We start from the raw sequence: 11941 nt of genomic DNA, 5'->3' as shown, positions 1-11941 counted from the left end.
CGGGAACCCCGGCGGCGCCCCGTACATCAACGGGGGAGAGGAATCCGGGGGTATATCGGGGGGCGTTTACGGACGCGGACGCGGACGTACGGCACCGCAACGAGGAGGAAGCAAGTGGTCGACGCACACCAGACGTTCGTCATCGTCGGGGGTGGCCTGGCCGGAGCGAAGGCCGCGGAGACGCTCCGCTCGGAGGGCTTCACCGGCCGGGTGATCCTCATCTGTGACGAGCGCGACCACCCGTACGAGCGCCCCCCGCTCTCCAAGGGGTACCTGCTCGGCAAGGAGGAGCGCGACAGCGTCTTCGTCCACGAACCCGCCTGGTACGCCCAGGCACAGATCGAACTCCACCTGGGCCAGCCCGCCGTCCATCTGGACCCCGAGGCCAAAACGGTCCGCCTCGGCGACGGCACCCTGATCGTCTACGACCGGCTGCTGCTGGCCACCGGAGCCGAACCGCGCCGCCTGGACGTCCCCGGCACCGGCCTGGCCGGCGTGCACCACCTGCGCCGACTCGCGCACGCCGAACGGCTGCGCGGCGTGCTGGCCTCCCTCGGCCGGGACAACGGCCACCTCGTGATCGCCGGTGCCGGCTGGATCGGCCTGGAGGTCGCCGCCGCCGCCCGCACCTACGGCGCCGAGGTGACCATCGTCGAGGCCGCCCCGACCCCGCTGCACGGCGTGCTGGGCCCCGAACTCGGCGGCCTGTTCGCCGATCTGCACCGCGAACACGGCGTCCGCTTCCACTTCGGCGCCCGCCTCACCGAGATCGTCGGACAGGACGGCATGGTCCTCGCCGTGCGCACCGACGACGGCGAGGAACACCCCGCCCACGACGTGCTCGCCGCGATCGGCGCCGCGCCGCGCACCGCCCTCGCCGACCAGGCCGGGCTCGACCTGGTCGACCGTGCCGCCGGCGGGGGCATCGCGGTGGACTCCGCACTGCGCACCTCCGACCCGTACATCTACGCCGCCGGCGACGTCGCCGCCGCCCCCCTCTCCCTCTCCGGGAGCACCCCGCTCCAGGACACCCGCCTGCGGGTCGAACACTGGGCCAACGCCCTCAACGGCGGCCCGGCCGCGGCCCGCGCCATGCTCGGCCAGGACGTCAGCTACGACCGCATCCCCTACTTCTTCTCCGACCAGTACGACGTCGGCATGGAGTACTCCGGCTACGCCCCGCCCGGCTCGTACGCCCAGGTCGTCTGCCGCGGGGACGTCGCCAAGCGGGAGTTCATCGCCTTCTGGCTCGGCCCGGACGGCCGGCTGCTCGCGGGGATGAACGTCAACGTCTGGGACGTCGTCGAGCCCATCCAGCAACTGATCCGTTCCGGGGCCCCGTTGACGCCCGGCGCCCTGGCCGATCCGGAGGTTCCGCTGGCCGCGCTGCTCCCGTAGCGTGCGGCCATGACCCCGAGCCCCAACGGTCCCACCGGCCCTGGCGGCCCCGACGTCCCGGTCGTCACGTTCGACGACGTCCGGGACGCCGCCCGGCTGCTGGCGGGCGTGGCACACCGCACGCCCGTGCTGCGCTCCCGGACCCTCGACGCGCTGGTCGGCGCCGAGGTCCACCTCAAGTGCGAGAACTTCCAGCGGGTCGGCGCCTTCAAGTTCCGCGGCGCCTACAACGCCCTCTCCCGGCTGTCCGAGCAGCAACTCGCCCGCGGGGTCGCCGCCTACTCCTCCGGCAACCACGCCCAGGCCGTCGCCCTGGCCGCCCGGGAGCTGGGCAGCCGTGCCGTCATCGTGATGCCCGAGGACGCCCCGGCGTCGAAGGTGGACGCGACCGCCGGATACGGCGCCGAGATCGTCCGCTACGACCGCTACACGGGCGACCGCAACGCGGTCTGCCGGCAGCTCGCCGAGGAGCGCGGTCTCACCCTGATCCCGCCGTACGACCATCCGCACGTCATCGCCGGGCAGGGCACCGCCGCCCTGGAGCTGATCGAGGAGACCGGCCCGCTGGACGCGCTGCTCGCACCGGTCGGCGGCGGCGGGCTGATGGCCGGCTCGGCCCTCGCCGCCACCGCCCTGGCCCCCGGCATCCGCATGATCGGCGTGGAGCCGGAAGCCGGCGACGACACCCGGCGCTCCCTGGCCGCCGGCCACCCGGTCACCATCCCCGTCCCGCGCACCATCGCCGACGGCCAGGCCGTCGAGAGCCCCGGCGAGCTGACCTTCGCCGTCAACCGGCGGCTGCTCGACTCGGTCGTCCTGGTCAGCGACGACGAGATCCGCGCGGCCATGAAGCTCGCCTTCGAACGACTGAAGATCGTCACCGAGCCCAGCGGCGCCAGCGCCCTGGCCGCCCTGCTCGCCGGCCGCATCGAGCCGCTGCCACCCCGCGTCGGCGTGATCATCTCGGGCGGCAACGTGGGGGTGGAGCGGTTTCTGGAGCTACTGGGGTGAGGGCGCGGCTGCGGCTGTTCCCCCTCGCCGCCCGCCCTCGCCGCTCCCGGACGACTCCCGGCCCGGACTGTCCGACCCCGGCCGTAGAATTCACGCGTGGCAGGCAGGATCAACGATGACGATGTGAAGGCGGTACGGGACGCGGTCCCGATCGACGCCGTCGTGTCCGAGTACCTCCAGCTCCGCAACGCCGGTGGCGGCAACCTCAAGGGCCTGTGCCCCTTCCACGACGAGAAGTCCCCGTCCTTCCACGTCAGCCCGGCCAAGGGCCTGTACCACTGCTTCGGCTGCCAGGAGGGCGGCGACACCGTCGACTTCATCATGAAGCTCGACCACCTCTCCTTCGCCGAGACCATCGAGCGGCTCGCCTCCCAGGCCGGCATCACCCTGCGCTACGAAGAAGGCGGCTACACCCCCGGCCGCCAGCAGGGCGAGCGCACCCGCCTGGTCGAGGCCCACAAGGCCGCCGCGCAGTTCTACGTCGACCAGCTGGACGGCACCGAGGCCGAGATCGCCCGCAAGTTCCTCGCCGGGCGCGGCTTCGACCAGTCCGCCGCCCAGCATTTCGGCGTCGGCTACAGCCCGGCCGGCTGGGACCACCTCACCCGCTTCCTGCGCGGCCGCGGCTTCAGCGACCAGGAGCTGGTCCTCTCCGGCCTCTCCCAGGAGGGCCGCCGCGGCCCCATCGACCGCTTCCGCGGCCGCCTGATGTGGCCGATCCGCGACATCGCCGGCGAGGTCGTCGGCTTCGGCGCCCGCAAGCTCCGCGACGACGACAACGGCCCCAAGTACCTCAACACCCCCGAGACCCCCATCTACCGCAAGTCCCAGGTCCTCTACGGCATCGACCTCGCCAAGAAGGAGATCGCCAAGACCAGCCGCGCGGTCGTCGTCGAGGGCTACACGGACGTGATGGCCTGCCATCTCTCCGGTGTCACCACCGCCATCGCCACCTGCGGTACGTCCTTCGGCGAGGGCCACATCAAGATCCTGCGCCGGCTGCTGATGGACCACTCCGGCTCCGAGGTGGTCTTCACCTTCGACGGCGACGCCGCAGGCCAGAAGGCCGCCCTGCGCGCCTTCGAGGACGACCAGAAGTTCGCCGCCGAGACCTCCATCGCCATCACCCCCGGCGGGATGGACCCCTGCGATCTGCGGCTGGCCCAGGGCGATCAGGCCGTCGCCGACCTCGTCGAGTCCCGCACCCCGCTCTTCGAGTTCGCGCTGCGCCATGTGGCGTCCCGGCACAACCTCGACACCACCGTCGGCCGGGCCGCCGCCCTCGACGAGGCCGCGCCCATCGTCGCCCGCATCAAGAACAGCTCCATCCAGCACGAATCCGCCGTCCAGCTCGCCGGCATGCTCGGCATCCTGGACACCCAGTTCGTCGTCCGCCGGGTCAGCCAGCTCGCCCGCTGGGCCCGCGAACGCGGCCGCGAGGGCGGCGGCCCCGGCCAGGGCCGTCCGCCGCGCCGCGGCCAGGCCGCGCCCCCCGAGCAGGCTCCCTCCGCACCCGCCCCGCGCGGCCCGGCCCTCAACCTCCGCAGCCCCGCCCGGCGCGTCGAGCGAGAACTCCTCAAGCTGGCGCTGCAACGCCCCGACCTGGTCTCCCCGGCCTTCGACGCCTACGGTGCCGATGAGTTCACCGCCCCGCCCTACGCCGTGGTCCGCCAGTGCATCGAGGAGGCCGGCGGCGCCACGGCCGGCGCCGCCGACCAGTCCTACATCCCCCGGGTGCGCGAGGCCGCCCCCGACGACACCGTCCGCGCCCTGGTCACCGAGCTCGCCGTCGAACCGCTGCTGACCCGCCGGGATCCCGACGAGGCCTATGCCGGCGTCCAGTTGGCCACCGTCCGCATCGCCGCCGTCGACGCCCGGATCGCCGATCTGGAGGGAGCCGCCCGCCGCTGCGAGGCCCAGGGCGACCACGCGGGCTCCGCGGCCATGCTCCAGGAACTCTGGGTCCTCCAGCAGTACGGCAAGACACTGCGCGAGCGCGGCGCCGCCGCACTGTAGTCCGCCGGGCCGGGCGCCCCGAGCACCACTGGACCACCCCGCGGTAGCCGTCCGGTCACAGAACGGACTCAAAAAGTGCTCGCACGCCCCTCGTGGCAAGCCTGTGTCGTACTCCACACTGAAAAGCGGTGCCTGAGTCATCGGAGCGCGGCGGTCCCGGACGTCCCCCACCGGAAACCCCCGCGGAACCGCTCTTGACGTACGGGACGGACGGCGGCTCGGCCGCAACCGTGCCCGACCTTTCTGCCGCCTCAGCAGCGATCACCCTGGAGGTCGCCCCCGTGCAGACCCAGACCCTCGCCGACGCGCCGGCCGCCGAAGAAGAACCGCTCACGGACCCGGCCGCGGAACCGCTCACCGTGCCGCAGCAGGCCGAACCCCCGGCAGCCGAGATGCTCGTCGAGGAGATCACCCCGGAGCCGGTACCGCGCCCCGAGGCGGGCAGCCCGTCCTCCGACCTCTTCCGCCAGTACCTCCGCGAGATCGGCCGGATCCCGCTGCTCACCGCCGCCGAGGAGGTCGAGCTCGCCCGCCGCGTCGAGGCCGGTCTCTTCGCCGAGGAGAAGCTCACCAACACCCCCGACCTCTCCACCCGGCTCGCCGTCGACCTCGACCGGCTGGTGGTCCTGGGCCGGATGGCCAAGCGCCGCCTGATCGAGGCCAACCTGCGCCTGGTGGTCTCCGTCGCCAAACGCTACGTCGGCCGCGGACTGACCATGCTCGACCTCGTCCAAGAAGGAAACCTCGGACTGATCCGCGCCGTCGAGAAGTTCGACTACGCCCGCGGCTACAAGTTCTCCACCTACGCCACCTGGTGGATCCGCCAGGCGATGTCCCGCGCCCTGGCCGACCAGGCCCGGACCATCCGCGTCCCGGTCCATGTCGTCGAGCTGATCAACCGCGTGGTGCGCGTCCAGCGCCGGATGCTCCAGGAACGCGGCTACGAACCCACCCCCGAGGAGGTCGCCGCCCACCTCGGCCTGACCGGGGAACGCGTCAGCGAGGTGCTGCGGCTGGCCCAGGAGCCGGTCTCCCTGCACGCCCCCGTGGGCGAGGAGGAGGACGTCGCGCTCGGCGACCTCATCGAGGACGGCGACGCCGCCTCACCCGTCGAATCCGCCGCGTTCCTGCTGCTCCGCGAGCACCTCGACGCGGTCCTGTCCACCCTCGGCGAGCGCGAGCGCAAGGTCGTCCAGCTCCGCTACGGCCTCGTCGACGGCCGCCCCCGCACCCTGGAGGAGATCGGCCGGATCTTCGGCGTCACCCGCGAACGCATACGGCAGATCGAGTCCAAGACCCTCGGCAAGCTCCGCGACCACGCCTTCGCCGACCAGCTCCGCGGCTACCTCGACTGACGCCGCACGGATTCCCGCGAGCCCCTGCTCCGGTGACGCGGCAGTTCCCGCCGGAAGGCCCGGCACGCTCCGCCGCATGCCTCACCCCTCCCGCTGGAACGCCCCCGGATGGGCCTCGTCCCGCACCGCCATGTACTGCTGGCGCACGGCCCGGCCGACCGGCAACTCCTCGCCCGGCTCGAAGACCTGGCTCGCCGCGGCCGGCCACTGCGGCGGATCGATCCAGGCGCTCTGGCCGCCCGGCCCGGTCTCCGCGCCGGGGGCCGGGGTGAGGGTGCCGTGCGCCACCCCCCACGCCCAGGCCGCCTGCCGCGCCGCACCCAGCGCCGCGTAGTTACCCGGCTGCGGCACCACGACCGGCACCCCGAACAGCCCCGGAGCCACCGCCTGCACCGCACCCAGATCCGCCGCCCCGCCCAGCAGGAACACCCGGCGCACCGCCACACCCCGCCCGCGCAGCACATCCAGCGCGTCCGCGAGCCCGCAGAGCATGCCCTCCACGGCCGCCCGCGCCAGATGCTCCGGCTTCATGCTCTCCCGCCGCATCCCGTGCAACGACCCGGCGGTGTGTGGCAGATGCGGCGTCCGCTCACCCTCCAGATACGGCAGCAGCACCATGCCGTACGCACCGGGCGACGACTTCAGCGCCAGCTCGGACAGCCCTTCCAGGTCCGTCCCCAGCATCTCCGCCGCACCGCGCAGCACCCGCACCGCGTTGCTGGTGTGCACCACCGGCAGATGCCGGCCGGTCGCGTCCGCGAACGAGGTGATCGTCCCGGTCGGGTCGGCCAGCGCCTCGTGATGGATCCCGAACACCGACCCCGAGGCGCCCAGCGACACCACGGCGTCGCCCTCCCCGACCCCGAGCCCGAAGGTCGCCGCCATCGTCTCGCCCGTACCGGCCGAGATCAGCAGCCCCTCCGGGGTGAACCCGGCCGTCCCCGACGGGCTCAGCACCTCCGGCAGCCGCACCTGATGGCCCAGCGCCAGCTCCACCAGATCCGGCCGGTACGTCGCGGTCGCCGCCGACCAGAAGCCGGTCGCCGAGGCCCCGCCACGGTCCGTCGTACGCCGGGCGGGCCGCCCCAGCAGCTGCCACGCCAGCCAGTCCTGCGGCTGCATGATCTCCGCGATCCGGGCCGCATGCGCCGGCTCCGTACGCGCCAGCCAGCGCATCTTCGTCACCGGATGCGTCGCCTGCGGCACCGCCCCGACGGCCTGCGCCCAGGCGCTGCGCCCGCCGAGCGAGTCGATCAGATCCGCGGCCGCGCTCTGCGCCCGCTTGTCATTGCCCACCAGCGCGGGCCGGACGAGGTTGCCCTCGACGTCCAGCGGCACCAGGCCGTGCGGCTGCGCCGAGACGCCGATCGCCTGCACCCCTTCGAGCAGCCCGTGGCCCGCCGCCTCACCGAGGGAAATCAGCCACGCCTGCGGATCGACCTCGGGCCCCTTCTCGACAGGGTGCGGCGCATACCCCTGCCTGATCACGGCACCTGTGTCCGCATCGCAGACGACGATCCGTGTGCTTTCGGACGAACTGTCCAATCCGGCGACTATCCCCATGACTCCAGATGATGCCGCATGAGACCCCTGAGCAAAGAGTCAGGGATTACCCGACCGGGCTCGGCCCCGAGTCGGCCCGGCCGAGTTTCTCTCCCCACTCAGGTATTACTGGTACCCCACTCGTCCTCGTCGGAGCCGCGCTGCTCGCGCAGCGAACGGACCCGGTCACCGACGGCGTGCGGCATCCGTTCCCCGACCTTGGCCGACACCGTCCCGAACGCCTTCGAGGCCGCGTCGCGCCCGGTCAGCGCGGCGGACTCGGCGGTGTTCCGGACCGCCGGATTCTGGGTGACCCGCTGGGCGGCCTTGCGGAGCTGCTCATACCGCTCCCGGCCGGCTCGTGCGCCGAGCACGTACCCGGTGGCCAGTCCCGCGATGAACGTGAGCCGGTAGCGCATTGCTCCACCTTTCCCTCTCGTCGGTTCCCGTCCGGTGCCGGTACGCACCTGAGTGCCGGGCTGTGCCGCGCGCCTACCCTCCGGGGCCGCAGATCACCCGAGGTGACCTGAGGCGATACCGATTGGCGGAGCACCCCCCTGCTTGCGCTAATGTATGTGTCGCAGCGAGCGCGCGCCGTCCGGTTCCCCCGGACAGCGGCGCATTCGAGGCACACAGAGCAATCCCCTGTAGCTCAATTGGCAGAGCAGCCGGCTGTTAACCGGCAGGTTACTGGTTCGAGTCCAGTCGGGGGAGCTCGGTCCCCTGTAGCTCAATTGGCAGAGCATTCGGCTGTTAACCGGAGGGTTACTGGTTCGAGTCCAGTCGGGGGAGCAGAGAGAACGAGGACCCCGCGAGGGGTCCTTTTTCTTGTGCCATGGAACCGAACCCCCGGTGATCGCGGTCCTCTTGGGCGTGCGTGGTCGCCGGACGGCAGCCCTCACGGGCAGCAGATCGTATGAGCGGCTATGCTGCGGCAGACGGCGCGCACAAATGTGCGCGACGCGCCGTGGGGGGCGGTAGCTCAGCCGGTTAGAGCAGCGGACTCATAATCCGTCGGCCGTGGGTTCGAGTCCCACCCGCCCCACCGCAGCACCCAGGGCGAAGCCCCTTTCTACCTGGGGAAACGTGAGAACGGGGGTCACCGCCACAGCGCGGTGGCCCCCGTTCATCCGTTCAGACCAAGATCCAGCGGGCACGTGGTGGACGCGTAGTGGACGCGCGCCCGGACCCGTGGACAGCGGAGCTTCACGCCGCCTTCTGAGGCACTCTCCTGGCATGTGGCCCCACAGGTATGGGCCGCACATCCCCGGGGGAGAGGGTGCGGCTCACCGGTTTGAATCAAGTAACCCACCAGAGTGGCGCCGTCGGCAACGACCTTGACGCACGCTCACCTGGAGGGCTGAGCCGCTTCTATGGCACCTGCGGTATGGCTGCCGTCGTCCGCAGCTTCAGCACGACCGGGCCCGGTTCGTGCAACTACTGCGTGCCGTCTACGAGGGCACGGACTTCAACGGGATCACCACCGGTGCGGGCATGCTGCTGAAAGGGCGCCTGAAGCCGCGTGAGAACGGGTCCTGCGGATCCTCCGGACCGCCGCCGGGCCGCTCCAGGTGGCCGTCGATGTGCGCGGCAGCGAGTCGGCCTTGCGCGACCAGGGCGATCTCGGGCTCGATTCCGACGGTCTCAAAACGTTCATGCTCTCGCTCGTGGAGCGGATCGCGGCCGCCCCGGTCCTCCGCTGTGCCGGCCCGGGATCCGCTGCCGGCGGCATGGCGCGTCGGGCGGCATGGGCGTCGGGCGTCAGATGACCGGTGGCCGGCCGAGTTTCGTCATGCGCCATACCGTGCGCCAGTGCATCGGGCGGCGGCGGCCGCAGGGGGTGCGTACTCCCTCGGCGAAGCCCGCGGCCCAGGCGCGGATGCCGGGCAGGGAGCGGGTGCGGGCGGCCGTCAGTATGGCCCATACGCCCAGGTAGAGCGGTACCAGGAGGGCGGGCAGGTGGCGCTTGGCCAGCCAGACGCGGTTGCGGGCGACCATGCGGTGGAAGACGGCGTGCCGGGTGGGGGAGGTGTAGGGGTGCTGGAGTACGAGCTCCGGTGCGTAGCGGATGTCCCAGCCGTCGTCCAAGGCCCGCCAGGCGAGGTCGGTTTCCTCGTGCGCGTAGAAGAATTCCTCGGGCCAGCCGCCGATTCTGTCCAGCATCGGCACGGACAGCGAGTGCCCGCCGCCGAGGAAGGTGGTGACCAGGCCGCCGCGTGCCGGGTCGCCGACCTTCAGGCGGGGGACGTGACGGCGCTGGGTGCGGCCCAGTTCGTCGGCGATGCGGAAGCTCACGATCCCCAACTTCGGCTCGCGGCTGTGCAGTTCCGCCAGCCGGCTGAAGACGTCGGGGCTGATCAGCAGGCCGTCGTCGTCCAGGTCGATCACCAGGTCGAGGTCCCCGAGCTTGCGCAGCTCGTCCAGGGCGACGTTCCGGCCACCGGAGACGCCGAGGTTGTCGGTCAGCTCGACGCCCCGCGCGCCGTGCGGCAGCGGGGGGAGCGGCGAGCCGTTTCCGATGACCACGATGTGCGCCGGCTGGAGGTCCTGCTTGGCGATCGAATCCAGCAGGGCCTGTAGCTCGGCGGGGCGGTTCCCCATGGTCAAGATGGCGACGCCTACGCGCAGATGACGCACAGAAGGATGCTCCGTTCTTTGCGGTCCTTTCGGGATGCTAGCCGCCGGGGGAGGCGGCTGCGTGCCATCGCACCTCCCCGGCGACATCCCGGCCGGGCGGCCCCGGCGGGGCGGCCTCACCGGTGGCCGGGGGCCCGGTCGCGGCGCACCATGGAAGGACCAGATGGTTGGGCCAGGGGGCAGGCACGCACGACCAGGGGGGCGGCAGGAGGGAACCCTCATGTTGTTGGAAGTCAAGACGGTCGACAAGCCGGATGAACGGCGCGACTTTCCCCTAGGTCACCTCGAAGCCCTGCACCTCACCGGGCTGGACTTCGCCGTGGCGACCTTCGACCCCGGATGGCGCTGGTCGGAGTCGGTACGCCCGCTCGCCGGGACCGACAGCTGCGAGATCCACCACAACTGCTTCATGGTGCAGGGCCGTATGCGGATCCGGATGAATGACGGCGCGGAGTCCGAAGTGGGACCCGGCGACGTCTTCGTCGCTCCGCCCGGTCACGACGCCTGGGTCGTCGGCGACGAGCAGGTCGTCGTGTACGACTTCGCGGGCGGTATGGCGACCGAGTACGGAAAGGCGAAGGGGTAGCCGGCCGCGCCCTGCGCGAGGTGGAGGCCGGAGTACGGCCGGGGCGCGGCGGCCGTCGGTTGCCGCACCGGCCGGTGAGGGGCGCTGTGCGCGGCGGGAAGCCGGGCCGGCGCCCCCGCGCAGGGGCGTCGGAGACGTTGTGGGCGCCGGGCCGGAGGGCGTCGGACGGCGTGGCGAGCCCCACGTGAATCGGGATGTCTAGGAACGTGATCGGTGGGCAGGGGTGCGGGACGGTCCGGCGCGCGGAATACGTCACGGGATGTTCCCGTTACCGCAGCCGGAGACCGACTGGTAATCGTCGACAGACCGGAAGCAGGGAAATTCGCATGAGCACCATCGAGCTCACCAAGGAAAACTTCGACGAAATCGTCTCCGGCAACGATTTCGTTTTGATCGACTTCTGGGCCGAGTGGTGCGGGCCGTGCAAGCAGTTCGGCCCGGTCTTCGAGAAGTCGTCGGAGACGCACGACGACCTGGTCTTCGCCAAGGTCGACACGGAGGCGCAGCCCGAGCTGGCGCAGGCCCTCCAGATCCAGTCCATCCCGACCGTGATGATCGTCCGGGAGAACATCGCCGTCTTCGCCCAGCCGGGCGCGCTGCCTGCGGAGGCCCTGGAGGACGTCATCGGCCAGGCCCGCGCGCTGGACATGGACGCGGTCCGGGCGTCGGTCGCCGAGGCCCAGCAGGCCGAGCAGGCGCAGGGCGAAGAGGGACAGCAGGCGCAGAGCTCGTGAGCGATCTCCTTCTGGTCCGGCACGGCGAGACCGAGTGGAGCAGGGACGGCCGGCACACCAGCTGGACCGATCTGCCGCTGACCGTGGACGGTGAGGAGCAGGCCCGCGCCCTGCGGCCGCTGCTGTCGGACCGGAAGATCGGGCCGGTGTACGCCAGCCCGATGCAGCGGGCGCTGCGCACCGCCGAGCTGGCGGGCCTCGCCCGCCCACAGATCGACGCCGACCTGCGGGAATGGGACTACGGCGGCTACGAGGGCATCACCACCGCCGAGATCCACCGCGGCCGGCCCGGCTGGTATCTGTTCTCCGACGGTGTCGCCGAGGGTCCCGCGGCACATCCGGGGGAGACGCCCGAGCAGGTCGGGGCGCGCGCCGACCGGGTGCTGGCGCGGATCGCGCCACAGCTCGCCGCCGACGAGGGCGATGTGGCGCTGGTGGGGCATGCGCACTTCCTGCGGGTGCTGGCCGCCCGCCGTCTCGGGCTGCCGGCCGCCGCCGGCGGGCTCTTCACCTTCGAGACCGGGACGGTGGGCGTGCTGGGGACCGAACACGACCGCCCCGCGGTGGTGGCCTGGAACGCGCGAATTCTGTGAGGGCGAGGGCTGGGGGGACGACGGCCGTGGGGACGATGTCTTCGGGGACGACGGCTGTCAGGGCGGGGA

At 72.0% G+C, this 11941-nt stretch carries 10 protein-coding genes and 3 tRNA genes; 10 read left to right on the top strand and 3 right to left on the bottom strand.

Features of this window, described 5'->3' with window-relative positions:
• Positions 1–114 precede the first annotated feature (114 nt).
• From EST54_RS20320 to EST54_RS20305, 4 genes are all read left to right on the top strand, one after another.
• Entirely contained in the window at positions 115–1398 is a 1284-nt protein-coding gene (locus EST54_RS20320; RefSeq protein WP_129249062.1) for an NAD(P)/FAD-dependent oxidoreductase, read from the top strand.
• A 9-nt stretch (positions 1399–1407) separates the two neighbouring features.
• Positions 1408–2409 (top strand): threo-3-hydroxy-L-aspartate ammonia-lyase, encoded by a 1002-nt coding sequence (locus tag EST54_RS20315; RefSeq protein ID WP_129249061.1) that lies wholly within the window; start codon positions 1408–1410, stop codon positions 2407–2409.
• Between the two features lie 96 nt (positions 2410–2505).
• Complete coding sequence (dnaG, locus tag EST54_RS20310) at positions 2506–4425, top strand: DNA primase (RefSeq protein ID WP_129249060.1); 1920 nt, start codon at positions 2506–2508, stop codon at positions 4423–4425.
• Between the two features lie 128 nt (positions 4426–4553).
• Positions 4554–5780: a sigma-70 family RNA polymerase sigma factor gene (locus tag EST54_RS20305; RefSeq protein WP_129249059.1), complete on the top strand. Its 1227-nt coding sequence runs from the start codon at positions 4554–4556 to the stop codon at positions 5778–5780.
• Positions 5781–5861: 81 nt separating this feature from the next.
• On the opposite strand, the gene EST54_RS20300 is transcribed toward EST54_RS20305, so the two are convergent.
• Together EST54_RS20300 and EST54_RS20295 are read right to left on the bottom strand one after the other, a co-directional pair.
• Positions 5862–7343 (bottom strand): FGGY family carbohydrate kinase, encoded by a 1482-nt coding sequence (locus tag EST54_RS20300; protein ID WP_174857477.1) that lies wholly within the window; start codon positions 7341–7343, stop codon positions 5862–5864.
• A gap of 98 nt (positions 7344–7441) precedes the next feature.
• Positions 7442–7741 (bottom strand): YtxH domain-containing protein, encoded by a 300-nt coding sequence (locus EST54_RS20295; RefSeq protein ID WP_129249057.1) that lies wholly within the window; start codon positions 7739–7741, stop codon positions 7442–7444.
• Positions 7742–7963: 222 nt separating this feature from the next.
• Between EST54_RS20295 and EST54_RS20290 the strand changes: the two genes are divergently transcribed.
• The 3 genes from EST54_RS20290 to EST54_RS20280 all read left to right on the top strand — a co-directional run bounded on the left by EST54_RS20290 (position 7964) and on the right by EST54_RS20280 (position 8367).
• A tRNA-Asn gene (locus tag EST54_RS20290) sits at positions 7964–8036 on the top strand.
• A gap of 5 nt (positions 8037–8041) precedes the next feature.
• Positions 8042–8114 (top strand) — tRNA-Asn (locus EST54_RS20285).
• A gap of 179 nt (positions 8115–8293) precedes the next feature.
• Positions 8294–8367, top strand: a tRNA-Ile gene (locus tag EST54_RS20280).
• A gap of 716 nt (positions 8368–9083) precedes the next feature.
• Here EST54_RS20280 and EST54_RS20275 read toward each other — a convergent pair.
• On the bottom strand, positions 9084–9959 hold the full coding sequence (locus tag EST54_RS20275; protein WP_129249056.1) for a glycosyltransferase family 2 protein: 876 nt from the start codon (positions 9957–9959) through the stop codon (positions 9084–9086).
• Positions 9960–10182: 223 nt separating this feature from the next.
• Between EST54_RS20275 and EST54_RS20270 the strand changes: the two genes are divergently transcribed.
• The 3 genes from EST54_RS20270 to EST54_RS20260 all read left to right on the top strand — a co-directional run bounded on the left by EST54_RS20270 (position 10183) and on the right by EST54_RS20260 (position 11872).
• Positions 10183–10545: a cupin domain-containing protein gene (locus EST54_RS20270; protein ID WP_129249087.1), complete on the top strand. Its 363-nt coding sequence runs from the start codon at positions 10183–10185 to the stop codon at positions 10543–10545.
• A gap of 326 nt (positions 10546–10871) precedes the next feature.
• On the top strand, positions 10872–11279 hold the full coding sequence (gene trxA, locus EST54_RS20265) for a thioredoxin (RefSeq protein ID WP_129249055.1): 408 nt from the start codon (positions 10872–10874) through the stop codon (positions 11277–11279).
• Positions 11276–11872 (top strand): histidine phosphatase family protein, encoded by a 597-nt coding sequence (locus EST54_RS20260; protein ID WP_129249054.1) that lies wholly within the window; start codon positions 11276–11278, stop codon positions 11870–11872. Before trxA ends, EST54_RS20260 begins: the two co-directional genes overlap by 4 nt.
• Positions 11873–11941: the final 69 nt, after the last annotated feature.

Source organism: Streptomyces sioyaensis, assembly GCF_004122735.1.
Classification (GTDB): Bacteria; Actinomycetota; Actinomycetes; order Streptomycetales; family Streptomycetaceae; genus Streptomyces; species Streptomyces sioyaensis.
The sequence above is the reverse complement of the archived record's forward strand: the minus strand, read 5'-3'. Positions and strand labels throughout refer to the sequence as shown.